The sequence below is a fragment of the Azospirillum agricola genome, from assembly GCF_020005195.1.
GTDB classification, from domain to species: Bacteria; Pseudomonadota; Alphaproteobacteria; order Azospirillales; family Azospirillaceae; genus Azospirillum; species Azospirillum agricola.
This window is the reverse complement of sequence record NZ_JAIFZR010000005.1, coordinates 327,117-352,237: the sequence shown is the minus strand read 5'-3', so window position 1 is coordinate 352,237 and position 25,121 is coordinate 327,117. Positions and strand designations below refer to the sequence as shown.

At 68.3% G+C, this 25,121-nt stretch carries 24 protein-coding genes and 1 pseudogene; 6 read left to right on the top strand and 19 right to left on the bottom strand.

Translation table 11 applies throughout. The features are described from left to right. The first annotated feature begins 102 nt into the window (after window positions 1-102). Window positions 103-2,172, top strand: coding sequence for a sensor histidine kinase (locus JN22_RS16505; protein WP_085555005.1), 2,070 nt, complete (start codon window positions 103-105; stop codon window positions 2,170-2,172). On the opposite strand, the gene JN22_RS16500 is transcribed toward JN22_RS16505, so the two are convergent. The 6 genes from JN22_RS16500 to msrA form a co-directional block, all read right to left on the bottom strand. After that, a complete protein-coding gene (locus JN22_RS16500) occupies window positions 2,166-2,780 on the bottom strand; it encodes a pyridoxamine 5'-phosphate oxidase family protein (RefSeq protein ID WP_085555004.1) in 615 nt (204 codons plus the stop codon). The two genes, JN22_RS16505 and JN22_RS16500, sit on opposite strands and share 7 nt — an antisense overlap. 14 nt (window positions 2,781-2,794) lie before the next feature. Beyond that, a complete protein-coding gene (locus tag JN22_RS16495) occupies window positions 2,795-3,292 on the bottom strand; it encodes a DinB family protein (RefSeq protein WP_085555003.1) in 498 nt (165 codons plus the stop codon). Between the two features lie 22 nt (window positions 3,293-3,314). Next, window positions 3,315-3,683 carry a DUF1801 domain-containing protein gene (locus tag JN22_RS16490; RefSeq protein WP_085555002.1) on the bottom strand — a complete coding sequence of 123 codons (369 nt, stop codon included), beginning with the start codon at window positions 3,681-3,683 and terminating at the stop codon, window positions 3,315-3,317. Window positions 3,684-3,695: 12 nt separating this feature from the next. After that, window positions 3,696-5,711, bottom strand: a complete 2,016-nt coding sequence (locus JN22_RS16485; protein ID WP_085555001.1) for a DNA translocase FtsK — start codon at window positions 5,709-5,711, stop codon at window positions 3,696-3,698. Next, on the bottom strand, window positions 5,708-6,325 hold the full coding sequence (locus JN22_RS16480) for a PAS domain-containing protein (RefSeq protein ID WP_085555000.1): 618 nt from the start codon (window positions 6,323-6,325) through the stop codon (window positions 5,708-5,710). Before JN22_RS16480 ends, JN22_RS16485 begins: the two co-directional genes overlap by 4 nt. A gap of 184 nt (window positions 6,326-6,509) precedes the next feature. Further along, window positions 6,510-7,151 (bottom strand): peptide-methionine (S)-S-oxide reductase MsrA, encoded by a 642-nt coding sequence (gene msrA, locus JN22_RS16475; RefSeq protein ID WP_085554999.1) that lies wholly within the window; start codon window positions 7,149-7,151, stop codon window positions 6,510-6,512. Between the two features lie 163 nt (window positions 7,152-7,314). Between msrA and JN22_RS16470 the strand changes: the two genes are divergently transcribed. Next, window positions 7,315-7,779 (top strand): RNA polymerase sigma factor region1.1 domain-containing protein, encoded by a 465-nt coding sequence (locus JN22_RS16470; protein ID WP_085557199.1) that lies wholly within the window; start codon window positions 7,315-7,317, stop codon window positions 7,777-7,779. Window positions 7,780-7,800: 21 nt separating this feature from the next. Here the strand turns inward: JN22_RS16470 and JN22_RS16465 are convergent, their stop codons facing one another. The 8 genes from JN22_RS16465 to JN22_RS16430 all read right to left on the bottom strand — a co-directional run bounded on the left by JN22_RS16465 (window position 7,801) and on the right by JN22_RS16430 (window position 17,938). Further along, window positions 7,801-8,610, bottom strand: a complete 810-nt coding sequence (locus tag JN22_RS16465; RefSeq protein WP_085554998.1) for a TrmH family RNA methyltransferase — start codon at window positions 8,608-8,610, stop codon at window positions 7,801-7,803. 125 nt (window positions 8,611-8,735) lie between these two features. Next, entirely contained in the window at window positions 8,736-9,314 is a 579-nt protein-coding gene (locus JN22_RS16460) for a YqaA family protein (protein WP_085554997.1), read from the bottom strand. Window positions 9,315-9,455: 141 nt separating this feature from the next. Further along, complete coding sequence (locus JN22_RS16455; RefSeq protein WP_085554996.1) at window positions 9,456-13,148, bottom strand: P-loop NTPase; 3,693 nt, start codon at window positions 13,146-13,148, stop codon at window positions 9,456-9,458. Between the two features lie 198 nt (window positions 13,149-13,346). Further along, the gene (gene cobT / locus JN22_RS16450) at window positions 13,347-15,215 is read right to left on the bottom strand and encodes a cobaltochelatase subunit CobT (RefSeq protein ID WP_085554995.1); all 1,869 of its coding nucleotides are present in this window, start codon (window positions 15,213-15,215) and stop codon (window positions 13,347-13,349) included. Then, window positions 15,212-15,622 (bottom strand): type II toxin-antitoxin system VapC family toxin, encoded by a 411-nt coding sequence (locus JN22_RS16445; protein ID WP_085554994.1) that lies wholly within the window; start codon window positions 15,620-15,622, stop codon window positions 15,212-15,214. Before JN22_RS16445 ends, cobT begins: the two co-directional genes overlap by 4 nt. Then, window positions 15,619-16,239, bottom strand: a complete 621-nt coding sequence (locus JN22_RS16440; RefSeq protein WP_211099669.1) for a ribbon-helix-helix domain-containing protein — start codon at window positions 16,237-16,239, stop codon at window positions 15,619-15,621. The genes JN22_RS16445 and JN22_RS16440 overlap by 4 nt, the downstream gene beginning before the upstream one ends. A gap of 35 nt (window positions 16,240-16,274) precedes the next feature. After that, window positions 16,275-17,279, bottom strand: a complete 1,005-nt coding sequence (cobS, locus tag JN22_RS16435; RefSeq protein ID WP_085554993.1) for a cobaltochelatase subunit CobS — start codon at window positions 17,277-17,279, stop codon at window positions 16,275-16,277. 74 nt (window positions 17,280-17,353) lie between these two features. Continuing rightward, window positions 17,354-17,938: a DnaJ domain-containing protein gene (locus JN22_RS16430; protein WP_085554992.1), complete on the bottom strand. Its 585-nt coding sequence runs from the start codon at window positions 17,936-17,938 to the stop codon at window positions 17,354-17,356. Between the two features lie 166 nt (window positions 17,939-18,104). Here JN22_RS16430 and JN22_RS16425 point away from each other — a divergent pair, with 166 nt between their 5' ends. Together JN22_RS16425 and JN22_RS16420 are read left to right on the top strand one after the other, a co-directional pair. Then, entirely contained in the window at window positions 18,105-18,377 is a 273-nt protein-coding gene (locus JN22_RS16425; protein WP_085554991.1) for a BolA family protein, read from the top strand. Between the two features lie 202 nt (window positions 18,378-18,579). Next, window positions 18,580-19,068, top strand: coding sequence for a ribbon-helix-helix domain-containing protein (locus JN22_RS16420; RefSeq protein ID WP_085554990.1), 489 nt, complete (start codon window positions 18,580-18,582; stop codon window positions 19,066-19,068). Between the two features lie 19 nt (window positions 19,069-19,087). Here the strand turns inward: JN22_RS16420 and JN22_RS16415 are convergent, their stop codons facing one another. The 3 genes from JN22_RS16415 to JN22_RS16405 form a co-directional block, all read right to left on the bottom strand. Further along, window positions 19,088-19,717, bottom strand: coding sequence for a DUF2889 domain-containing protein (locus tag JN22_RS16415; RefSeq protein WP_085554989.1), 630 nt, complete (start codon window positions 19,715-19,717; stop codon window positions 19,088-19,090). 198 nt (window positions 19,718-19,915) lie between these two features. Further along, window positions 19,916-20,374, bottom strand: coding sequence for a CBS domain-containing protein (locus tag JN22_RS16410; protein WP_085554988.1), 459 nt, complete (start codon window positions 20,372-20,374; stop codon window positions 19,916-19,918). A 156-nt stretch (window positions 20,375-20,530) separates the two neighbouring features. Then, window positions 20,531-21,016: an SRPBCC family protein gene (locus tag JN22_RS16405; RefSeq protein ID WP_085554987.1), complete on the bottom strand. Its 486-nt coding sequence runs from the start codon at window positions 21,014-21,016 to the stop codon at window positions 20,531-20,533. Window positions 21,017-21,362: 346 nt separating this feature from the next. Here JN22_RS16405 and JN22_RS16400 point away from each other — a divergent pair, with 346 nt between their 5' ends. Together JN22_RS16400 and JN22_RS16395 are read left to right on the top strand one after the other, a co-directional pair. Beyond that, window positions 21,363-22,511: a hypothetical protein gene (locus tag JN22_RS16400; protein WP_143268341.1), complete on the top strand. Its 1,149-nt coding sequence runs from the start codon at window positions 21,363-21,365 to the stop codon at window positions 22,509-22,511. A gap of 466 nt (window positions 22,512-22,977) precedes the next feature. Beyond that, window positions 22,978-23,190, top strand: a pseudogene (locus tag JN22_RS16395) (hypothetical protein); the annotation flags it as partial. A 54-nt stretch (window positions 23,191-23,244) separates the two neighbouring features. Here JN22_RS16395 and aroB read toward each other — a convergent pair. Both aroB and JN22_RS16385 read right to left on the bottom strand, forming a co-directional pair. Then, the gene (gene aroB / locus JN22_RS16390; RefSeq protein WP_085554986.1) at window positions 23,245-24,369 is read right to left on the bottom strand and encodes a 3-dehydroquinate synthase; all 1,125 of its coding nucleotides are present in this window, start codon (window positions 24,367-24,369) and stop codon (window positions 23,245-23,247) included. Next, entirely contained in the window at window positions 24,369-25,061 is a 693-nt protein-coding gene (locus JN22_RS16385; RefSeq protein WP_085557197.1) for a shikimate kinase, read from the bottom strand. The genes aroB and JN22_RS16385 overlap by 1 nt, the downstream gene beginning before the upstream one ends. Window positions 25,062-25,121 lie beyond the last annotated feature (60 nt).

Here is a 25,121-nt window from a genome sequence, read left to right as displayed (position 1 = left end):
GTGTCGCGGAGATGGACGCGAATTTCATATAAATTTAAGAAAATCCTAGGGAACGGGCGTCTATGTCAACCATGCAACGTGGCCTGGGGAGGGCGGACGGCGATGGGCCGGAGGTCGGGCGGGGAGGGTGAGGGGCGAGCGGTGGCGGTGGCGCTGCGCCGCTTGGCCTTTCTGTTGCTCCTTGTTCTCCTGCCGGCGCTGGGGAGCGGCGCGAGCGCGCTGGCCGACGGCGTCGGCGTCCTGCGCCTGACGTCCGAAACCAAGGGGGTGTCGCTGTCCAGCCATTTCGGCCAGCTGGTCGACCCTGGGCGCTCCCTGACTTTCGAGGATGTCCTGCGCGCCGACGCCAAGGGGCAGGGCAAGGGGGAAGGGGGAGGCTTCGTTCCCCGCACGGCCTTCCGGGGGGCCGGGCAGACCCGCGACATCCACTGGTACCGCTTCGACCTGCTGCGCGAACCCGGCGCGCCCGCCACCTGGATCATGGAGCTGGGCGAGGCTTACATCGACCATCTCGACCTGCATGTTCCGATCGACCCGGCCCGGCCCGCCACGAGCGCCGAGGATTTCCGGGTGATCCGCATGGGGGATTTCGTTCCCTACAGCCAGCGCCCGATGCAGAGCCGCCTGCACGCCACCCCGCTGGACCTGCCGGAAGGACGGGTCGTCACCGTCTATCTGCGCGTCGATTCGGTCAGCGCCATCACTCTGTACGGCACCTTGTGGACGTCCAAGGCCTTCGTCGGCCAGCAGACCCGCACCCTGCTGTTCCAGGGGATGTTTCTCGGGGTGCTGGCGATCCTGGTGCTGGGCTACGGGGCGCTGGGCGTCATGTTGCAGGACACGGCGCTTCTCGCCTACACCGGCCACATCGCCTCGGCCCTGCTGTACTATCTGTTCGCCAACGGCATCGCCGCGGCCCTGCAACCGGACGCGCCGGGCTGGCTGATGAATCTGGAGGTTGGCGGCACCGGGCTGCTCGGCAGCGCGATGGCCTTGATCCTGTGGGACCGCCTGCTCGACCTGCGGCGGAATTTCCCGCGCCTGCACCGGGTCTACCTCGGAGCCGCGCTGTTCGCCGCGCTGCTGTCCGTGACGTCGGTGATGCCGTCGTTCTTCATGATCGCCAATCCGCTGGTGTCGCTCGTCGCCGCCATCCTCACCGCGATCAGCCTGGTGCTGATCGTCCTGCTGATCCGGCGCAACCCCCGCGACGTGATCCTGCGCTTCTATCTGGCGAGCACCCTGACTGCCGTGATCGGCATCTCGGTGGCGCAGGTGGCGCTGCGCGGCGGCATCCCGCTCGACTGGCTGATCGTCGATCCCTACCAGCTCGGCTCGATCGTCGCCTTCCTGATCCTCGGCGCCGGCCTGACCCTGCGCATCCGCCGTCTCCAGACCGAGCGGGTCCGCGCCGAGCAGGAGACCCTCTTCGCCACCACGCGGGCGGAGGAGCAGCGCACCTTCATCGCCATGCTGTCGCACGAGTTCCGCACCCCGCTGGCCTCGATCGACGGCGCGGCGCAGATGATCGCGCTGACCGGCGGCATCGAGGATCCGGGCGCCCTGAAGCGGCTGGACCGCGTCCGCGCCACCACGCGCAAGCTCGCCGATCTGGTGGAGATGTTCCTGTCGTCGCAGGCGCTCGACCAGGGCGCGCTGGCGCTGAACCCGGAGCCGGTGGCGCTGGGGACGGTGATCGGGCAGGCGCTCGACGGGCTGGCGGTGCCGGGGGGCGAGGCGCGGCTGACGGTGACGGTGGAGGCGCCGAACCGGCCGCTGCGGGTCGATTCGCAGTTTCTCGGCGTGGCGGTGACCAACCTCGTGCAGAACGCGCTGCGCTACTCGCCGCCCGACACCACCGTCTTCGTCGAGGCGCGGGAGGAGGAGGGCGGTGTCGCCATCCGCGTCACCGACCATGGGCGCGGCATGAGCGCGGAGGAGGTCGCGCGCATCGGCACCATCTATTTCCGCGCCGCATCCTCGCGGGGGACCAAGGGGTCGGGAATCGGCCTCTACATGACGCACAAGATCGTCGCCGCCCATGGCGGGACGCTGACGGTGGACAGCGTGAAGGGCTCCGGCTCGGTCTTCACCATCCGGCTGCGCGACGACGTCCTGGGCGCGAAGGGGCTGGAGGGCGGCGATGCGGGGCTGCCGCTGGCCGCTCAGTAGAGTGTCTTCGGGATCCGCTCGGCGAGCGACCGCTCATAGGCCTCGCCACCCTCGCGCCCGGCGCTGGCCTCGGCGAGCAGCGTGCCGGTCGAGGGCAGGCTGGCGCGCGGCACCTGCGCCACCGGATCCCACAGGTGGGAGCGCAGCAGGGCGCGGGCGCACTGGAAGAACACCGAGTCGATGGTGACGACCAGCACCGATTTCGGCGCCTTGCCGTCCACCGCGAAGGAGCCGCAGAGGTCCGGGTCGGCGTCGATCACGGCGCGGCCGTTGACCCGCAGCGTCTCGTTGACGCCCGGCACCAGGAACAGCAGCCCGACGCGCGGGTCGTGCAGGATGTTGCGCAAGCTGTCGATGCGGTTGTTGCCGCGCCGGTCGGGCAGCAGCAGCGTGCGCTCGTCCGCCACGCGGACGAAGCCCGGGCCGTCGCCGCGCGGCGAGGCGTCGAGCCCCTCCGGCCCGCTGGTCGCCAGCACCAGGAAGGGCGAGGCCTCGATCAGCGCGCGGTAGCCGGGGGTGAGGCGCGGGACCTCCTTGGCGATCGACGGGGCGCCGGGTTCGCCATAGAGCGCCTCCAGCGTGGCGAGGTCGGTGATCGGGCGGGGCATCGGGACCGGAATGGTTAGGGGTTCAGCCGGAAATAGACGAAGTCGATGACCGGCGCCTTCAGCCCGAACTGGCTGAGCAGGCCGTGCGCCTGGCCGCGATGATGGGTCTGGTGGTTGAAGATGTGGGTCAGCACCTCGCCGAACGGCAGCTCGTAGGCGGTGCCGGCGATGTTGCGGTAGGCGAGGGGCGCCTCGAAGCGCTCTTCCGGCTGTCCCGCGACGACGCGGATGATGCGCTCGTCCTCGGCCTCGCGGGCGGCGCGCAGGTCGGCGAGGCGGTCGTGCAGGATCTCGTCGAGCGCCGACGGCTTCGGGCCGCCGCCCTCGATGCGCTCCAGCCAGATGCGGTCGGCGACCAGGATGTGGTTCAGCGTGCCGAGGACCGAGCCGAAGAAGGCGCCGCGATCCTCGCGGACCTGCGCGTCGGCGAGCTGCGCCGCCGTCTCGTAGAGCCGCCGGTTGGCCCAGCGGTTGTAGAGGGCGAGGCGGTCGAAATGGGCCTTGGCGTTCATGCTGGGGCTCGTCCTTGCGGTGTCAGGCGGGGGCCCGGGCGTTGGCGGCGGCCCGGGCGGCATAGTCCCGGAGATGCTTGGCTTCCACGTCCGCGACGCTTTGGAGCTTGATGTGGCGGCGGAACTTCCCGCTGCCTTCCAGCACGCCCCGTGGGTCGTCGAGGTCGCATCCCCGGCTGAACTCCAGCGAGACGTGCCCCTTGTAGGCGAACACGCCGCCGAACGGAGCGGAGCCTTCGAACATCACGCCGCCGTACTTCACGCTTTCCGTGACGCCGGGGACCGCCGCGCGGACGGCCTGACGCACGGCCTGCACGACGGCGTGAAGCAGCGCATCGTTTTCGCCGATGCGCGCGACCAGCGCCTCGACGGCGTCCCCGCTGCCCGCCATGCCGCTTCCGCCCTAGACGCCGGCGCGCTTGGCCGACAGGCCGGCGCTGGACAGCAGGACCTCGCGCTTGCCCTGGTGGTTGGCCGGGCCGACGACGCGCTCCGTCTCCATGCGCTCGACCAGACGGGCGGCGCGGTTGTAGCCGATCTGGAGCTGGCGCTGGATGAAGCTGACCGACACCTTGCCCTCGCGCACCACGAGGTTGACCGCCTGCATGTAGAGGTCGTCGCCCGACAGGCCGGCGCCGCCGCCCTCGTCGTCCTCGACGGCCGCCGCCTCCTCCTCTTCCTCGGTGATGGCGGTGACGTAGTTGGGGGCGCCCTGCGCCTTGACGTACTGGACGATCTCCTCGACCTCGGCGTCGGAGACGAAGGGGCCGTGGACACGGGTGATGCGCCCGCCACCCTGCATGTAGAGCATGTCGCCCTGGCCCAGAAGCTGCTCCGCCCCGGCCTCGCCGAGGATGGTGCGGCTGTCGATCTTCGACGTCACCTGGAAGCTGATGCGGGTCGGGAAGTTGGCCTTGATGGTGCCGGTGATGACGTCGACCGAGGGGCGCTGGGTCGCCATGATCAGGTGGATGCCGGCGGCGCGCGCCATCTGGGCGAGACGCTGGATCGCCGCCTCGATCTCCTTGCCGGCCACCAGCATCAGGTCGGCCATCTCGTCGACGATGACCACGATGTAGGGAAGCGGCGTCGGCTCCTGCGGGGTCATGTCGAAGACGTTTTCCGGCTCGCCGGCCGGCGTCGCGCGGCGCGGCATCTTCTCGCCGGCCGCGATCATCTCGGTCATCCGGGCGTTGTAGCCCTCGATGTTGCGCACGCCGAGCTTGGACATCGCCTCGTAGCGGCTCTCCATCTCGCGCACGGCCCAGCGCAGCGCCACGACGGCCTTCTTCGGGTCGGTGACGACCGGCGTCAGCAGGTGCGGGATGCCGTCATAGACCGACAGCTCCAGCATCTTGGGATCGACCATGATGAAGCGGCAGCGCTCCGGCGGCAGCCGGTAGAGCAGCGACAGAATCATCGTGTTGATCGCCACCGACTTGCCCGAGCCGGTCGTGCCGGCGACCAGCAGGTGCGGCATGCGGGCGAGGTCGGCGACGATCGGCTCGCCGCTGATGTCCTTGCCAAGCCCGATGGCGAGCTGGGCGTTGGTGTTGCGGAAGGCGTCGTGGTCGAAGCTCTCGCGCAGATAGACCATCTCGCGCACCGGGTTCGGCAGCTCGACGCCGATGACGCTGCGGCCGGGAACGATGGCGATGCGGGCGGTGACGACGCTCATCGAGCGGGCGATGTCGTCGGTCAGGTTGATGACGGTGGCGGACTTGGTGCCGGGCGCCGGCTCGAACTCGTAGAGCGTCACCACCGGGCCGGGGCGGACGTCCATGATTTCGCCGCGCACGCGGAAATTCTTCAGGACGGTTTCCAGCATCCGCGCGTTGCGGGCCAGCAGCGCCTCGTCATGCTGCTGCGGCGGGCGCGGCGGCGGGCTCTGAAGCAGCGTCACCGCTGGCAGCGAATAGACCGTCGGGTAGCCGTCCGCATCCTCCGGGGCTTCCGGCGCGGTGTCGGTCTCGATGCCGGCGTCGGCGGTGTCCGGGTCCGCCACCATGTCGGCGTCCCCGGCGGCGTCCCCAGCGGCTTCGGGCTCCGCCGCCTCGGTCTCCGCGATGTCCGGCTCCGCCGCGGCGTCGGCGCTCTCCGGCGCTGGGGTCGCCGTGGCCGGGGCGACCGCTGCCTCGGTCGGCTCGCGCGCCTCGTAGGCCCACTCGACCCCTGACAGGAAGGCGAAGCCGGCGACCACCGCCAGCGCCTCGTCGGACAGGTTGGTGGAATAGACGGTGCCGGCGCGTGGCGTGCCCGGCAGAACCTCGACGTCCCACATCACGCGGCCTTCGCCGCGCGCGTTGGGAACGAGGTTGAAGGGGCGGCCGTTCAGCGCGCACCACAGGTTGAACTCGTCGGCGGTGACGACGCCGGATTGGGTCGGGGGGGCGGCGAGGTGCGGCATACGCGGCGTCATGCCGAGGCTCCCGGCTTCTGTTCGGTGTTCTGGTCGGTGTCTTGATCGGCGGCGGGCGGCTGGTCGACCGCCGCATCGGGCGCCATCTCCGGCGAGGGAGAGCCGCCGGCCGGGGGGCTGTCGGCCGGAAGGTTGGCACCCGGCGAGGCCGCGGCCGGGCGGGCGGTCACCTCGTAGGCGGCGACCAGCAGCTTGTCGATGATGGCGCCGTCGCTCGACATCGGCAGCACCAGCCGTTCCCAACTCCGGGTCCGGCCGGCGAATTCGGCGGTGTAGACGCGGGCCACCGGCCGCCGTTCCCGCCGCACCGTGTCGTATTCGGGTTGCAGGATGGCGCGCTGCTCCGCCGGCAGGACGTCCACCGTCGCCCCCAGGCGCGAATGGCCGAAGGCGGCGGCCAGCGCCTTGCCGTAATAGGAATAGACGAAGGCCCCGCCGTCGCCGGCGTCGTCGCCGATCACCTCGAAGACGACGATGTTGTCCTTCCACGGACGCAGGTCGGCCGGGGCGATGCTGGTCGGCGACGGAGGCCGGCCGCCGGTGGATTTGGTAAGCCAGAAATCGAGCAGGCCGCTGAGATACGGCGTCGCCAGCTCGGTTCTTTCCTTTGTCATCGATGATCGCAGCAGGACGGGCGGCGCCCCGGGTGCGTGACGCCGCGGGAGCTTTCATGGACCGCCCGAACCATACCCGCAAGGAACCCCGCCACGCAACCGCAAGGGCTTACCCCGGACGGGCGGCCCGGCGGGTGTCCGCCGGGCCGCGGCCTTTATGCCGCACCCTGCGGGGTGCATCCCCTTATGCGGCGCAGCTCACCCCGGTGCCGCCCAGGCCGCAATAGCCGCCGGGGTTCTTGTGGAGATACTGCTGGTGATAGCCCTCGGCGTGGTAGAAGGGCGGCGCTTCGCGGATCTCCGTGGTGACGGGGCCGTAGCCGGCCGCCTTCAGCCGCTGCTGGTAGGCGTCGCGCGTCGCCTGGGCCGCTTCCAGCTGGGCCGCCGTGTGGGTGTAGATCGCCGAGCGGTACTGGGTGCCGACGTCGTTGCCCTGGCGCATGCCCTGGGTCGGGTCGTGCGCCTCCCAGAAGGCGCGCAGCAGCGTGTCGAGGCTCACCTTGGCCGGGTCGTAGACGACGCGCACCGCCTCGGTGTGGCCGGTGCGGCCGGAGCAGACCTCCTCGTAGGTCGGGTTGGGCGTGTGGCCGCCCTGGTAGCCGACCGCCGTCACCCAGACGCCGGGGATCTGCCAGAACTTGCGCTCCGCCCCCCAGAAGCAGCCGAGCCCGACATCCACCACCTCCAGCCCGGCGGGGTAGGGCGGTTTCAGCGGGTTGCCGTTGATCGCGTGGCGGTCGGGAACCGGGATCGGTTCGCTTCGGCCGGGAAGCGCCTCGTCCGGTCCCGGCAGGGTGGCCGGCTTGCGCAGAAACTGCCCCAGCATGCTGGTCTCCGTTCCGATGGATGGTGCGATGGGATGACCCCTAATGTCGGATCGCCGCAACCCGGAAGCAAGCCCGAGCGGGGCGGTCGGGAATCGGCTGGGAACCTTGGGGCCGGGTCCGGCTGTTCATCTGGAAACATCTTTCTTTGCGGAGACGATGATCATGGCCACCACCCAGCCCGTCAGCGACGCGACCATCCAATCCCTGATCGAGCAGGGCCGCCGTTCCGGCAACCGCCTGGGCGCCGAGGCGCTCGGCGCCGCCCTGCCGATCGAGACGATGACCCCGGAGGAGATCGCCGCCGCCGTCGAGCGCATCGAGGCCGCCGGGGTCGAGGTCGAACTGGACGATTCCCGTCTGATGCGCTCGCGCGGCGCGGCGTCCGGCGACTACCGGCGCGGGGACGGCGTGGTGGGCATCGCCAGCCCGGCCGCCCCGGCGGTGTCGGCCCCCGGCGCGGTGCCGTCGCGCCATGGCTGGGCCGACGACATCGCCGCCGGCGCGCCGAATGGCGTCCATGGTCATGGCGCCTCGCCGACCTGGACGCGCGACGGGGTGGAGATGCTGCCGCTGGCGAGCCTCGCCGGGGTGGCGATCGTGCTGCTCATCGCGTTGGGCGGCCACTGACCGTTCCGATGGGGCCGCCGCTCAGGGCCTCGCCGCCAGCGCGTGGATGAGGATGGCGGCGGTGGCGGCGACGTTGAGCGACTGCACCCGGCCGCTGCCGGGAATGGTCAGCACCGTGTCGCAGGCGGCCAGCGTGGCGGGCGGGATGCCGTCCTCCTCGTTGCCCATCACCAGGGCAAGGGGCTTAGCCCCGCCCGCCGTCAGCCCGCCGACATCGATCGAGACCCGCTTGGGATCGAGCGCGGTCCCGACGACCCGGTGGGTCGCGCGCAGCCGTTTCAGCAGCGCCGGCAGGTTGGCGGCCTTGAACAGCTCGACCCATTCGAAGCCGCCCTCGGCGACGCGGTAGGCGGCCTCCGACGGCTGGGCCTGTCCCGGATGGTCGGACAGCACGACCCGCGGCAGGCCGAAGAAGGCGGCGGTGCGCAGGATGGCGCCGAGATTGTGCGGGTTGCCGACCCCGTCGAGGATCAGCAGCGGCTCGTTCCAGCGCCGCGCCGCCTCGCCGTCGAGGGCGGGCAGCGCGCGCGGCGCCATCAGCGCCACCACCCCGCCGTGCAGCACCGTGCCGGCGACCTTCGCCAGTTCGTCGCCCTCGACCATGCGGTAGGGCTTGTGGGCGGCGGCCATGGTCTTGCAGAAGCCGCTCACCGCCGGCTTCAGCCGCTCGTCGAAGAACAGACGCTCGACGCGGGCCGGCTCATGCTCGAACAGGGCCGAGACGGCGGCGAGGCCGGCGACGCGGAACAGCTTGGCGCGCGGCTCCTCCTGGAAGGGCGTCTGCTGGGGGCGGGGACGTTGGGGAAGGGGCGGGCGCCCGCGCGGGGGCATGTCGGTCCTGTCGGGTCGTTGCGGCGGTGGTCCGCGCGTTTCACCACGAAGACACGACGGACACAAAGACTTTCACGAGGCCGCCGCCAAGACGCCGTCGCGCGGGCGTCGCGGGGAGGGGCGGCCTACAGCAGCTTCACCACCAGGAAGCCGCCGATCAGCGCCGCCGCGAAGACGCTGGTGACCAGCGTCAGCCGCTTCTCGATGAAGGCGCGGATCGGCTCGCCGAAGAAGTACAGCAGCGCCGCCACCAGGAAGAAGCGCATGGACCGCGAGATGATCGACGCCCCGATGAACACCCACAGGTTCAGGTGCGCCACCCCGGCGGTGATGGTCAGCAGCTTGTAGGGGATGGGCGTCATGCCCTTGATGATCAGGATCTCGGCCCCATACTCGACGAAGGTCTGGCGCAGCGCGTCGAACTTGTCGGCAAGGTGGTAGAAGTCAATGACCCAGCGGCCGAGCGTCTCGTACAGGAAATAGCCGATCATGTAGCCGGCGATGCCGCCGACCACCGAGGCCAGCGTGCAGATGGTCGCCAGCTTCCACCATGCTCGCCGGTTGGCGATGACCATCGGCACCAGCAGAAGGTCGGGCGGCAGCGGAAAGAACGAGCTTTCGGCGAAGGACACGGCGGCCAGCCACTTGGTGGAGTCCTTCGAGGCGGCCTTGGCCATCGTCCAGTCGTACAGGCGCTTCAGCATGCGGGAGACCGCCTTCGGGTGGTGGACCGATCAAGGCTTCTTGTAGCGGCGGCGGGGCGGCGGCGCCAGCCTCCAAAACGATCGCTCCCCGATGGGGAGGCGCCGACGGGCGCGTTACCCCTTTCGCCGAGGCGAGGCTGCTTATGACGGCGGCGCCTTTGCCGGTACGGCTTCGCCGGTTCCGCCCAGGCTCCGCCGTACGGTTTTGCATTGAGGATGATCGGGGAAGCGCGCCAGCCACCGCCTTGCCCATTCGGCCATCCCGCTGTCGGGCAGGACGCCGGAAGCGGCCAGGACCTCGGCCATCGGAAGGAAGATCATGTCCCATTTGTGGTCCTGCCCGGCTGTGGCCGCAAGCGCGTCCCGCCCTGCGCTCGTCAGGTCGCGATCTCCCGGATGTGCTTTCCAAAGCGCCCGCCAGACATACTTCCACGATCCATGATTGTAGGAGGCTTTGCTCAGCCAAGCACGGGCCAGTCTCTCCAAGTCATGATCGGGCGAAGCACACCACAATTTCTCCCAGACATAATTCCAGGAACCATGTTGTGGTCGAACGGTGGCGAGCCATTCCCTGGCCTGCTGCTCCAGTTCTCCGTCGCCCGGTGCGACGTCCCAGAGCTTGATCCAGACAAATCCCCAGGAGCCATGGTCCGGTTGGACGCGTCCGAGCCATTCTCTGGCTTGTCGCTCCAACTCCGCGTTGTCCGGCGCGGCCCCCCAGAGCTTGATCCAGACAAATCCCCAGGAACCATGGTCCAGTTCGACGTGACCGAGCCATTCCCTGGCTTGGCGCTCCAACTCCGCGTTGCCCGGCGCGGCGTCCCAGAGCCTCTCCCAGACATACTTCCAGGAGCCATGGTTTGGCTCGACGCGTCCGAGCCATTCCCTGGCCTGCCGGCCCAGTTCTCGATCGCCCGGCGTGGTGTCCCAGAGCTTGCTCCAGACATAATACCAGGAGCCATGGTTTGGCTCGACGCGTCCGAGCCATTCCCTGGCCTGCCGGTCCAGTTCCCTGTCGCCCGGTGCGGCCTCCCAGAGCTTGACCCAGACATAATTCCAGGAACCATGGTCCGGTTGGACGCGTCCGAGCCATTCCCTGGCCTGCCGGCCCAGCTCTCGATCGCTCGGCGTGGTGCCCCAGAGCTTGATCCAGACAAATCCCCAGGAGCCATGGTCCGGTTGGACGCGTCCGAGCCATTCCCTGGCCTGCCGGTCCAGTTCCCTGTCGCCCGGCGCAGCCTCCCAGAGCTTCTCCCAGACATACTTCCAGGAGCCATGGCCCGGTTCGATGTGGCCAAGCCAACCAAGGGCGCAAAGCTTCAAATTGGGCGTACCGCCCGACAGCTCCCACAAGCGCTCCCAGATGAAGCTCCAGAAGGTCGGTGGCGTGTGCCAAGCGTCGGCGATACGGTGGGAAAGACGTTGCAGCGCGGCGTCATGGGAGGCGCGGCTCCAAACCTTCTCCCATATCCATGACCAGCCGATGCTGGTGGTGGGGACGCGGTCCAACCATTGGATGGCGGCGGCGGTCACGTCTGGATCATCAGGCCAACGGTCGAGAAGAATGGACACTTCGAGGCTGACCGACGCGGAGCCTTGACTTCCAAACATCCGGGCGAGGAGGCGCGCGAAACGCGGATTGCCCGTCGTGAAGGTCGCCTCGATGGCCAGGGGGCGCCAGTCATGCCATCCCGTGTCGGCGAAGCGCTCCAGCAGATCCCCGACCGCTGTTTCGATCTGGCGCCGCTCGGCGTCCCCGAGCCCCTTCGCCGTCTTGAGCAGATGGCGTGCGGTAAGACGGAGCCCCTTGTCGGCCGGCGTCGCGCCGGCCAGTTGCCCAAGCGCGGTCCGCCATGGCGACGGATCCAGCCTCAGTTCGGGAAAGCGCCGTTCGATCTCGATCCACACCGGCAGGCGGGACAGGTCGTTCCGGGTGTCGTCCAACCGCCTGTAGACCTGGAGCAGCACGTCGAGAGCGTCCTTGACGGACAGCCGCCCGGTCAGGTCGACCCCCTCCAGACTGGAGCCGCGGCTGATGGTCCACAAGGGGGCGGTCCGCTGCTGCGGGGTCCGTCCATGCTGCTGCGCGGCGAGCGTCGCGTCCCGCAGATGGCCGTTGCGGACCGGGCGCTGGCTGGGCGAGTCCGGGTTGAACCAACGATCGTAGATCACGTTGCTGAGATGGGGGTGCTTCAGCCACACGCCCGGACGCCCGAGCGCCGTGCCGTCCTCGCCGTCATGGATCGCGAGGTGGAATTCCTCGGTCAGTTGGGCGATGCACCCCTGGATGCGGTCGTCGAGCCGTTCGAGCGCGGCGTCGGGATAACCGACATAGAGGCGGTTGAGGGCGATGATCTGGCTGAACAGATCCTCCAGGCCGACCGCCGCCATGGCGCGGATGCGGTTGCGGAAACGGTCGGCGAAATGGTCCAGGCGTTCCCGGTGGGCCCAGTCGTGGAACAGCTGGACCAGGAGAACATCCTCGCCCTCGGCGTAGCGGGGCGGGTCTTCGCCGGTGCGGTCACGGTACCAGAGGCGCAGGCTCTGCCGTTCCGCCGCATCCTCCAGCGGAAGCGGGAGGCGGTCGATGGCGATGCGGTCGGCGGTCAGATCGCCTTCGCACACGTCGATCTGCTCGCCCGGCCCGCAGGCGAGGATCAGGGGAAGCCGCGCGCCGTTCTCGCGCGCCTCCAGCAGGGAATAGGCCTCGTCCCAGAAGGTGAAGGGCGCATCGACCGCGTTGGGGGCGTAGGGATCGTCGACGACGATGATCGGCTGGACATCCTGGGCGGCGGCGAGGTCGAGCGCGATCCGCATCGCCGTGGGAAGCTGCCGGATGGTGTTGCCGATCCACAGGACCGGGCCATGCCGGCGCTTGCGGAGCGCGGTCATCATGTGCAGAAGGGCGACGCTCTTGCCGGTTCCCGACCGGCCTTGCAGCCACAGCATCCGCAGCGTGCCGTCGGTCGGATCCCAACGCTCCGTCCGCGTTTCGATCCAGGACTCCGCCTGGTCGACGAGGTCCCGGTAGACCGCGCGCGGCGCGAAGAAGCCGCGCCGCAGATGATCCAGCTTCGGCGCCTCGCCGGTCAGCACCGCGCGGCCGACCCCGTCATGGCGGAGAGTGTCGGGCGGCGGTTCGTCCGCCTCGCGGACAAGCATCAGCTCGGCGGGGCGGCGTTCCTCCGCCCGTGCCTGCCGCAGCTCCACCAGCTTGTCGGTGACGCGCTGCATCAGGCGGCCGACCTCCGTCTCGCTGCCATTGAACTCCTCTCCCAGCCAGACATTCAGGGTGCGGCGCGGGAACGGGTCGTGGAAGTCGTTGGCCAGCCGTTCGAAGATCTCGTTTTCCGGGTCGACCTCGAAGCGGACCGTCAAGCGCCGCTTGAAATCGTCGATGCGTTCCTGCGACGCGGCGGTGTCCGGCGTCCAGCCATCAATGGTGGCCCGGGGGTCGCCGCATCTGTCGAAGCGGGCGGACACGCCGTAGGTCAGGCCGACGGCGGCCTCCAGCAATTCCGGGGTCGAATCGCTGGCGACCTCGTGGATCGTCCAAAGCTCCCGCAGCGCTTTCTTCAGCTTCGTGGCGTCGAGCGTGCGCTTGACCTGCACGATGGATGGCTTGTCGGCGATGACGCATAGGTCGGACAAATGTTCCGTGAGAACGTCGGCGCGGATCCGGTCGCGCGCCTTGGCCCGGTGGATGTCCAGGGCCTTCGCGATGGCCAGCAGCGTCTGGTAGCGAAACCCTTGCAGGGCGTTGCGGCCGCCTTCGGCGGAGGACCGATGCTTCTCGGTCCAGGTCCTGTGGAGCGTCGACAGCGACTTCAGCATTGCGTCCCTCGTTCATCGTGGAAGATGGACGAGGGGCATCATGGGTAGCAAGCCGGAAGTGGAGGGGGCGGAAAAAGAGAAAAAGGCGAGTCGGCATGGAGACGGCCCGTCCGCAAGGGATGCCGATTGCGCCGGCCCCTCCCGCCGCCCCTGTCACGGCGGGTGGTCATGGGGGGGCGGGGCGCTGGCCCCGCCGGATCAGCGCCAGCGCCGGCCGCCCCGGCGGTCGTCCTCGTCGAACAGCTCGGCCAGCTTGTTCATCATCGTGCCGCCCAGCTGCTCGGCGTCGACGATGGTGACGGCGCGGCGGTAGTAGCGGGTCACGTCGTGCCCGATGCCGATCGCCACCAGCTCCACCGGGGAGCGGGTCTCGATCTGCTCGATCACCTGCCGCAGATGCCGCTCCAGATAGTTGCCGGCGTTGACCGACAGGGTGGAATCATCGACCGGCGCGCCGTCGGAGATCACCATCAGGATGCGGCGCTGTTCCGGCCGGCCGAGCAGGCGGGTGTAGGCCCATTGCAGCGCCTCGCCGTCGATGTTCTCCTTGAGGATGCCCTCGCGCAGCATCAGGCCGAGATTCTTGCGGGCGCGGCGCCACGGCATGTCCGCCGACTTGTAGACGATGTGGCGCAGGTCGTTCAGCCGGCCGGGGTGGGCCGGCTTGCCCGACGCCACCCAATGCTCGCGCGCCTGCCCGCCCTTCCAGGCGCGGGTGGTGAAGCCCAGCACCTCCACCTTCACCGCGCAGCGCTCCAGCGTGCGGGCGAGGATGTCGGCGCTGATCGCAGCGATGGAGATCGGCCGGCCGCGCATCGAGCCGGAATTGTCGATCAGCAGCGACACCACCGTGTCGCGGAAGTCCGTCTCCTTCTCCTTCTTGAAGGAGAGCGGCAGCACCGGGTTGGCGACGACGCGGGCCAGACGGGCGGCGTCGAGGATGCCTTCCTCCAGGTCGAAGCTCCAGGAGCGCTGTTGCTTGGCCATCAGCCGGCGTTGCAGCCGGTTGGCGAGCTTGGAGATCACGCCCTGAAGGTGCTGGAGCTGCTGGTCGAGCAGGTGGCGCAGCCGTTCCAGCTCCGCCGGGTCGCAGAGGTCGGCGGCGTCGACCACCTCGTCGAAGCGGGTGGTGAAGGCCTTGTAGGCGTTGGGGTCGGCCTCGTTGCGGCGGTTGGCGTCGTTGCGCCAGGGCTGGCCGGGGCCGGCGGGCTCCTCGGCCCCCTCGCCCTCGCCCATCTCCATGTCGCCTTCCTCGCCGGCGCCTTCCTCGGCGCTCTCGCCCATTTCGGAGCTGTCCTGCATCTCCGACGAGGCCATGGATTCGGAGTCGCTGTCCTGGTCGTCCTGGCCGCGCGTCTGGCCATGCTCGGGCGATTCGGCGCTCTCGGCGGACTCCTTGGACTCCTGCTCCTCCTCTTCCTGGTCGGCCTCCTGGCCGACCTCCATGTCGAGGTCGGTCAGCAGCCGGCGGACGGCGCGGGCGTAGGAATCCTGGTCGGCGGCGTGCCTGGCGAGACCGCGCAGGTCCTTGCCCAGCTTCTCCTCGATCCACGGGCGCCAGAGATCGACGGCGTGGGCGGCGGCGGGGGGCGGGGCAGCGCCGGTCATCGCCTCGCGCGCGATCATGCGCAGCGCCTCGGCGAGCGGAACCTGCCCGCGGTCCTCGAAACGGTCGAAGCCCTGGCGGCTGTATTTGTCGTCGAGCGCCGCCTCCAGGTTGCGGGCGACCCCGGCCATGTGCTGCGAGCCCAGCGCCTCGCAGCGCGCCTGCTCCATGGCGTCGAAGGCCTGCCGGGCGGAATCGCCGAGCGGCAGGCGGTGGGCGTGGACCAGCGGGTCGTGGTGGCGCAGCCGCAGCGCCACGGCGTCGGCCGCCCCGCGCAGCTTGGCGACGTCCACCGGGTTGAGGTCGCGCGCCGGCTGAGGCACCCGCACGCGCTGGCCGGCGAGACCGGGCGGGTCGGCGGAAAAGGCGACCTGCACCTCCGCCCGATGGGACAGGGCGCGCACCGTGGCGGTGGTGGACCGCTTGAAGGCCTCGACGGGGGTGTCGTTCTGGGTCGTCATGGGGAGGTCTGGGCCAGATGTTGGAATTCGGGCAGGCGCGCGGCCTTGCGGTCGAAGGTCAGGGTGGTGGTGCAACCCCTGGCGTGGTTGCCGAGCGCGATCAACGCGTCGGCAAAGTCGAAGGAGCCGGTTCGGTAATGGTCGAGGGCTGCGGAAACGACATCCTCATCCTTGACGCACAAATCCTCGCTGTCGAGGATCGCGTCCAGAAAGCGGCAGATGTCCGGCCGTGTCCGCTCGAACACGCTTTCCATCACCCAGGCGAACTCGACGAGCACGACGTGGCTGACGAAGCAGCGTTTACCGGAGGCCACGGCATTGCGGACGGCGGTCCGTGCCAACGCCGCCTGCGCCTTGTCGTCCTCGATGATCAGGCGGACCAGGACATTGGTGTCGAGGCCGATCATTCTCCGAGGAACCTCGCGGCGGCCCGCTTGCGGATGGCGTCGTCCATGTCCTCGGACGGTACGGGGCGATGGAAGGTGCCACCGATGCCGATGAGGGAGTCGATGGACTTCCGGATCGGGGTGCGGTCTTCGGGGGGCTCGTCGGTCGGCGGCAGCGCGAGCGGCGTGCCGGCGAAGAGATCCTCGCCGGTGTCGGAGCGCGGCCGTCCGGCCTTGGTGATGGCGTGCCGGTAATAGCCAAGCACGAACGTACGAATGGCCAAGGCCAAGGATACGCTCGCCTCGCCGTCTCCGGTGCCATGACGGCGTGCCCGCTCCGCGATCCTCCGGTCTATTTGGGTGCAGAGCGCGTTGAGCGAAAGACCTTCACGCTGGCCGATGTCTTCCAGCGCCTCCCACACGGACGCTTCCAGCCTCAGGCTTGTCCTGCGGCCGGCGACCAGGGGATTCCTGGCGCGCAAGGGTTCGGCACCGACCGTGGTGCCGCTGCCTTCGCTCACGGTTATGGAGTGATGGGCCGCATCCACGTCGATCCGCACCGGATCGCCCGGCTTGAGGCCGAGCTGGTCACGCAGAACCTTCGGCAGCGACAAGCTGTCGTCCGGTCCGATCACCATGTGGCCCATCGTCTCCTCCGTCCTCCACCCGCCGCTTACACGAGGTTCGCCTGGACCCCCGTCTCCGGCAGTTCGACGCCGAAGCAGCGCTGGTAGTATTCGGCCACCGTCGGCCGCTCCACCTCGTCGCACTTGTTGAGGAAGGTGATGCGGAAGGCGAAGGCCACGTCGTTGAAGATGCGCGCGTTCTCGGCCCAGGTGATGACCGTGCGCGGGCTCATCACGGTGGAGATGTCGCCGTTGATGAAGCCCGAGCGCGTCAGGTCGGCCAGACGCACCATCGAGGCCACCGTCTCGCGGCCCTTGGCGTCGTCGTAGTCCTTCACCTTGGCGGCGACGATCTTCACCTCGGCGTCGACCGGCAGGTAGTTCAGCGTCGCCACGATGTTCCAGCGGTCCATCTGGCCCTGGTTGATCTGCTGCGTGCCGTGGTAGAGGCCGGTCGTGTCGCCCAGGCCCACCGTGTTGGCGGTGGAGAACAGGCGGAAGGCCGGGTGCGGGCGGATGACGCGGTTCTGGTCGAGCAGCGTCAGCTTGCCTTCCACCTCCAGCACGCGCTGGATCACGAACATCACGTCGGGGCGGCCGGCGTCGTACTCGTCGAACACCAGGGCGCAGGCGTGCTGCAGGGCCCAGGGCAGGATGCCCTCGCGGTATTCGGTCACCTGCACGCCGTCGCGCAGAACGATGGCGTCCTTGCCCATCAGGTCGATGCGGCTGATGTGGCTGTCCAGGTTGACGCGGATGCAGGGCCAGTTCAGGCGCGCGGCGACCTGCTCGATGTGCGTCGACTTGCCGGTGCCGTGATAGCCCTGCACCATGACGCGGCGGTTGAACGCGAAGCCGGCGAGGATCGCCAGCGTCGTGTCGCGATCGAAGCGGTACGCCTCGTCGAGGTCGGGCACATGCTCGGTGCGCTGGCTGAAGGCCGGCACCCGCATGTCGCTGTCGATTCCGAAAACCTCGCGCACCGAGACGGTCGTGTCGGGCTTGTGGTCGAACAGGGCCGAGCTGGCCTGCGTGGCTCCTTGGGAAGGCATGGTTGGGGTCTTACGTTCCAGCAAGTGTCGGTTGTCCGGCGGTCGCGGGGGAAACCCGGTGCGCCATCGCGGGTTCAGGCAGCATAACAGGCTTTCAGCGTGTTGTAGGCCAGATTGATCTCTTTCAATTTTTCTTCGGCCGCCTTGTCGCCGCCGTTGGCGTCGGGGTGGTGCCGTTTCGCCAGCTCGCGGTAGCGCGCCTTGATCGTCGGGAAGTCCACCGGCGGGACGAGATCCAGCACCGCCAGCGCCTCCTCCTCCACCGAGCGGGCGTGCTGGCGGCGGTGCGCCTTCTCCTCGTCGCGGTCCTTGCCGGGGTTGTGGCCGAACTCGAAGCTGAAGCCGTGCAGCACCCGGTCGCGCAGGTACTTCTCCTGCGCCGCCCATTTGCCCATCGGCCAGCTCGGGCGCTGCCAGGTGGTGTCGCGGCGGACCTCGGCCTCGATCTGGTCGGTGGACATGCCGGCGTAATAGTCCCAGGCGCGGTTGTATTCCCGGACATGGTCGAGGCAGAACCACCAGTATTCGTTGAGCGAGCCGCGACTCTTGGGTGCGCGGTATTCGCCTGCGGCGACGCATTCGGGATGGTCGCAGACGCGGGTCGCGCCGCGCGCAGCGGTGTGGGTGTCGGCGTAGGATCGGGCGCGGTGCTTGCTCATCGGGCAAGTATGGGAACAGCCGTCCGCTCTGGCAAGCGCGCCGGAGAGGGCTTCCGCCCTCCGCAAAGAGTGGCGCGCGCACCTTGACAGAGGCTTGACGGCGCACTCACTTGTGTATTCTCCGGTGGCCGAAGCCCGGCCCCGGATGGCCCCTCCTGAGGACCCCATGGAATACGCCACCCGCATCCGTGAGAAACTGGCCGCCGGCCTCGCCCCCGACACCTTGGAGGTGATCGACGAGTCGCATCGTCACGCCGGCCATGCCGGCGCCGACGCCAAGGGCGAGACGCATTTCCACGTCACCGTCGTCTCGTCCGCCTTCGTCGGCCGCTCGCGGGTCGAACGCCAGCGCATGGTCTACGCCCTGCTCGCCGACGAGCTGGCGGAACGTGTCCACGCGCTCGCCCTGACCACCCGCACCCCGGCCGAGGTCGCCTGACGGCACCCGTTTCCGTGATGGATACGCATACATACGCATGCAACCATTGAGAGATATATTCGGGATATGAAATAAATCTCTACATGACTGAGGTTGCAATTCTCGCATCGTTTAGTAAAGTGCCGGACATGCAACCATTTATCGCGCCGGGGTGGCCGCAGATCGCGCGTGTCCACCGGCGGCTTCGTGGAAGGGGCTGCGGATGGCGAAGCGTGGGCCGAAGAAGAAGCAGGCGGACAACCCCAAGCATGGGGTGGAACCGTTGAAGAGCCAGAACATCATGATCGGCGGCCACCGCACGAGCATGCGGCTGGAACCGTCGATGTGGGACGCTCTGGAGGACATCGGCCGCCGGGAAGGGCTCACCGTCAACAGGCTGTGCACCTCGATCAAGGAACGGATCGAGGAGCAGGCGCGCCGCCGCGGCGTGCCGCCGGACGAGGCTGAGGTGACGCTGACGTCCGCCGTGCGCGTGTTCATCGCCGCCTACTACCGCCGGGCCTGCACCGAGGACGGGCATATCCGCGCCGGCCATGGCGGCAGCGATCCCTTCCTGGGGACGCCGTTCGAACTGCCCGTGGCCGACGAGGGGGAGCGTGTGGGCGGTTCCGGCGGGTCGGGCGATCCGGCCTTCTCGGCGCCGGGCGGCAAGCCGCCACCCGCCGTGGGCCTGCCCTTCGCGGAGGTGTGAGAGCCGGCCCGGTCCGCGATCAATCCGCCGCCGCGCGGTTCCCCTCCTTCGAATCCAGACCGTCCGCATCGCGGTCGGCGCCGGTGTAGTGACGGGGCCAGTTGCGCCGCGCCACATCGCCGTCGCTGGCGAGGATGTGGCACATGTTCAGCAGGACCGGAGGATCGCTGGAGTCCCGCGGGTCGCGCCCTTCGGCCCTGGCCTTCCGCGCCGCCTCGCGGGCCAGGATGGGGAAGACGGTCTGGAAGGCGGTCGTCGCCAGCGGCCCCAGCAGCTCCACCAGATGGGTGCAGCCCTTCGGCCCGCCGAGCCGCGTCTTGACCGCCTTGGTCCAGCCGGCGCCGATCCGCAGGCCGACCAGCGTCTGGAAGGCGGGGGTGATCGACCCGCAGGCGCCGTAGGGGCTGTCGTCGGTCACCGCCTCCACCGCCCGGACGGTCAACTGGTTGTCCACGGTCAGCCGCATCCACATCTGGTGGATGGGATCGCCGGGCTCCAGCCGTCCACGCTCCTCGGTGTCGAAGCCGTAGCTTTTGATATCGGTCAGGTGACCCTCGATGTCCCACAGCCCGTCGGCGCGGCGGTAGCCTTGGCACGTGACCCGACGGGTGTGGATCGGTTCGCGCGCGGCGGGGGCGGACAGGGGCATCGGGACCTTCGGTTCATCGTGTCGGGGGAACCCGCCCGGCGGCCGGCGGACGGCCGGCTGCGGCGGGGGCGACCTGTGACAGGGTGAACTATCGGTGGGGTGAGCCGTCCGGTCAACCCGACCCCACCGCAATGCAGCGTTACCGTTGCGTCAACCAAGCGCCCGACCTGGGCGCCCGGCCGACCGGCGCCCTTTCCCTTAGGTCGTGGCCTCCGCCGAATAGGCGGAGCCGAACATGAACGCTTCGCGGTCGCGGATCTCGTCCTCCAGATGGGTGCGGACCACCGCGAACAAGTCGCGGATCGACACCATGCCGACCGCCTCGCCGTCCACGGCGACCGGCAGGTGGCGGTAATGGTGGCGTTCCATCAGCTCCAACGCCGCCAGCGCCGAGGCCGCCGGCTCCAGCGTGTCGGGGTCGGCGGTCATCACCGTCGAGAGCGGCGTCGCCGCCGGATCCAGTCCGGCAGCCACCACGCGGACGGTGATGTCGCGCTCGGTGACGATGCCCTTCAACGTCCGCCCGGTCGTGACCAGCACGGCGGCGATGCGCCGCTCGGCCATCAGCAGGGCGGCGTCCCGCGCGGTGGCGTCGGGCGGCAGGCAGGACAGGTCCTGGTGTTTGATGACATCCGGCATCAGTCTCCGGGTGGGCATGTGTCCGTCTCCCTCGGTGGTCGATGTCGTGGACAAGCGATGCTCTGTCGGCGCGCGGTGGCGTCACCGGAGATTGATCCTGACAGTTGGCGATAGAAACAGTCAATAGAATGGATGATCGCTGATTGCGCGCTTCCGTGGAGCCGCCTGGCCCCCTCAGTGCGACGGCGGCTGACCGGCCAGCGTCTTGCGCAGACCGTCGAAACCGGCGGTGTAGATGCCGGCGATGGCCTTGCGGGCTTCGGCGTCGGAGGCGCCCTTCGCCTTGAAGCGGGACGACCAGACGACGCGGGTGGTGTTGGCGTCCACCGCGCTCAGGCGGATGGTGGAGATATAGTCCGCGACCGGCAGCGGCCCGGTCAGCAGGGTGTAGCGGAGCCGGTGCTTCCGGTCGGAGCTGGCTATCAGCCGCTCCTCGATGGCGCCGCCGCCCTTGAGGGCGAGTTCGCGTTCGACTGCGCCGCCCTGCCGCAGGGTGCAGCCCTCCACCGCCGGGTGCCAGTTGGCGATGGCGCAGAAGGCGGCGACCTGTTCCCACACCTTGCCGATGGGGGCGGCGATCCGCGCCGACTCCCGCACGTCGAGCGCAAGGGCCGGCTGTGCCAACAGCGCGAGGGTCGCGGCGGCGAATAGAATCCTCATGGTTTTTCCTCCCCGGTGGGCACCGCCGCCGGATCGTCCGGCCGGGCGCGGTGCTGTCGGGGGAAGTATGGAAAACGGTCCGTGACCCCCGCAATGAGACGATGGACGGAGAGGCAGGGGTTCCGGAAGCCGATGGCGCTAAGAGCGCCTATCAAAACCCCGATCTGGCGTGTTGAAGCCGTTGACCTCCCTCACCCTCGGACCGGTTCTGATCCGCACTCTTATCCAGCGCCTTGAAGCCGGCGAGCGCGTCCACCGAGGTTGTCAGCCTGCCCAAACGCGATAGACACACATGCCCTGGATGGAGATACTCAGGTTGCGCTCACAGGCACACGGACATCCTGGGGTGCGTGATGAACCGTTTTGGAGCAGTGTTTTTCCTGTCCGCCGCGTCATTGCTGAGCTGACAGTCAACTGGATGGAAGAGAGGGGTCCGATGTCTGCCAAGCGTCCGTTTTCACCCACACCGACCTCTCCTCCGGCATCTTCCAGAAAGGGTGTTTTTGCGCCACCGTCTGTCCCATCCGCAGTAAAACACAATATCGCGCCGCCCGCCTCGTCTGCGACGATTTTGCCAAAGTTGGCTGTAACAGTGCCGCATCCACCCACCATTGTTCCCAACTTGGCCTCATCCCCTAAATCTTGGGCAACCCCATCGGTTCTCAATCTGCCTGTGGATCACAGTGCTCATATTCATTCGCAACCGCATACTGCCAGGATATCGCCAGCCAATCCGGTCCGACCGAGCCAGCCGACGGTTCAGCCAGCGACGCAGCGTCCTGCGTGGCGGCCGGTTACCATTGAACCGCCACCCGCCCGATGGCAACCGATGGGGCTAGCGATTCAACCCGCGACCGTTGTTAGGGCAGATCCCGCAATCGTCAAGCATCCCGGTCGACTGGTGATTCAGCGCATGAATTTCAATACAAAAACAACGGTTGCTCTTGAAGATCAAATACAGGATCTATTAACTGAGATGGAGTGCGCGGGAGATACTGGTGATAATTATGTATTGCTAAATAAAATATTTAATTTATTTGATTCAGGATCAAATAAATCGTCGGTAATTGCGGAAATAAAAAAAGAAGTTGGACCAAATCCGCAAGGAACTATGAAGAATCTTATTGATTGGTTGAGTAATCCTAAAAATCTTAATAACTCAATTAGAGAAACAAATTACGGTAACTATTATAATAGTACAGCAAAAAAGAAAATGACTGATTACGTTAAAAATAATCCAGGTGTACTTCCAAATACGTGGATCTGTCCAGTTGGAGTCGGTCACGTCGCTTTGAATAGCGATGCATCAATTGATCACGTTGATCCCGTTGCCAAACACTGGAATGATGTTGGATACAATTCGAATAGATCCACAAGAACCACGTGGTATACAGATGAATCGAATCATGTAACGGTTTGCAGAAGCTGCAATTCATCGATGGGATCTGGCGGCATTAGATATAGAATTACAACTGGAGCGAACTACTCTAATTAAAATGTGATTTTGCAGCGTCTACTTCTGGCGCGTTGCGGCAGAAGTCAGGAAGCCCAACGCCGTGCTGGCGCCCGCACCCCCTTGGCTACAACCATGCTTGATCCTCACATCAGGCTGGGTTGACCGGCTCGACCAAGTCGGGCCGGTCGTTGCGGGCATTGCTCACGCCAAGCCGCCCCGGCCTGAACCGCTGGATCGCCTACCAGTCCCGAATCCAGGCCGGCGGGCTGGAGCACAAGCTCACCAGCATCGAGTGGTCGGGCGGCGCCACCTCATCGACCTCGGCAACCTCTCCCGTGTCCGGATCGGCCGTCAGCAGGCAGAGGATTGATCACGCGTCAGCATCGCCTGGATGTGGATGCGGGCGCTGTACTGCGGTTTTGGCATGCTGGCCTCCATGGCCGATCCATGGGCGGCCAGCATGCGCCCGCGTCATCAAACCGACAATCCCACCCATCAGCCCGCACCATCCCGGTCGCGGGCTTTTCCGGCCAACCGGCGTGACAGCAAGTTGCTGGAGGATGTGGTCGATGCCGTGCCGGCGATCCGCCAGTGCGTCGGCCGCCCCCGGGGACGCGCCGACATCTTCACCGCCGTCCATCAGATCGCCGCCAGTCTCATCCGCTGGCGCTTCGTCCAGAAATGGTTCTGTTCAGAGTGCGGATCAGAACCGGTCTGAGGTTGAGGAGAATCAACGACTTCAGCGCATCGGACCGGGTTTTTGATAGGCACTCTAGGCGGGCGTCACCGAGTCCGCCAGCACGGCGCGCACCGCGTCGGCGTCGACGTCGCGGCGGGTGAAGGCCTTGCCGATGCCCTCGGCCAGGATGAAGGTGATGCGGCCGTCCAGGACCTTCTTGTCCTTGGCCATCGAGCGCAGCAGCCCGTCGACGTCCCACTCCACCCCGGCCACGTCGGCGGCGCGCACCGGCAGGCCGACGGTGGCCAGATGGGCGCGGGCGCGCCGGGCGTCCTCGGCCGGGCAGAGGCCGAGCCGCACCGACAGGTCGAAGGCCATCACCATGCCGATGGCGACGCCCTCGCCGTGCAGCAGGGTCTGGCCGAAGCCGGTCGCCGCCTCCAGCGCGTGGCCGAAGGTGTGGCCGAGGTTGAGCAGGGCGCGGTCGCCGCTCTCGCGCTCGTCGACCCCGACGATGTCGGCCTTGGCGCGGCAGCTCACGGTGACGGCGTGGCGGCGGGCGGCGCTGTCGCCGTCCACCACGCGGCGGCCGTTCTCCTCCAGCCAGGCGAAGAAGCCGGGCAGGCGGATCAGCCCGTATTTCACGACCTCGGCGTAGCCGGCCAGCACCTCGCGGCGCGGCAGCGTGTCGAGCGTGGCGGTGTCGGCGATGACGAGGCGCGGCTGGTGGAAGGCGCCGATCAGGTTCTTGCCGTGCGGGCTGTTGATGCCGGTCTTGCCGCCGACCGAGCTGTCCACCTGGCTCAGCAGCGTCGTCGGCACCTGGATGAAGTCGATGCCGCGCAGGGCCGAAGCGGCGGCGAAGCCGGTGATGTCGCCGATCACCCCGCCGCCCAGGGCCAGCAGCACCGTGGAGCGTTCGATCCCGCGCCCGAGGATGCCGTCCATCAGCGTCTGGAAATGGCCGAAATCCTTGGTCTTCTCGCCGGCCGGCAGGGTGATGGCGGGGGAGGGGGCGATGCCGGCCCCCACCATCGCGGCGTTCAGCGTGTCGAGATGCAGCGGGCCGACGTTGGCGTCGGTCACCACGATGGGCGCGCGGCCCCGCGTGATCGCGGCGATGCGCTCGCCGGCGTCGGCCAGCACGCCGTCGCCGACCAGGATGTCGTAGCTGCGCGGGCCGAGGTCGAGGCGGACGGTGTCGGGCGTGGCGGTCATCAGGGCTTCTCGACGCTCTTGTCTGGGGTCTTGGGGAGGGGCTTGCCGGAGGGGGCGTGGCCGGAACCGTGGCCGGAACCGTGGCCGGAACCGTGATGGTGCGCCGACGGCGCGCGGTGGGGCAGGCGCACGCCGAAATGCGCCTCCAGCGCGTCGATCACCAGCTCAACCGTGGTGTCGGGCGGGCGCTCGTCGCTGACCACCGTCAGGTCGGCCTCGGCGTAGACCGGGTAGCGCTGGGCCATCAGCCGGCCCAGCACGTCGCGCGGGTCGCCCTGGTTCAGCAGCGGCCGGTGGGTGCGCCGCGCGGTGCGGGCGATCAGCACGTCCAGCTCGGCGCGCAGCCACACCGACACGCCGTGCGCGTGGGTGGCGGCGCGGGTGTCGGCGTCCATGAAGGCGCCGCCGCCGGTCGCCAGGATGTGCGGCGGCTCCTCGGTCAGCAGCCGGGTGATGATCTTGCGCTCGACCGTGCGGAAGACGGTCTCGCCGTCGCGGGCGAAGATCTCGGCGATGGTGCAGCCGGCGGCGGCCTCGATCTCGGTGTCGGCGTCGCGGAAGGTCATGTTCAGGCGCGCGGCCAGACGGCGCCCGATGGCGCTCTTCCCGGCGCCCATCAGCCCGACCAGGACCACGGTGCGGGGCAGGAGCGGCGGCGCGGTCTCCGCCGGTCGCGGAAGCTGGGCGGTCATCGCCTTGCGCAGTCCCATCTCACCCCACCCATCTGCAAACCCCGCCCGTGCAAATCCCGT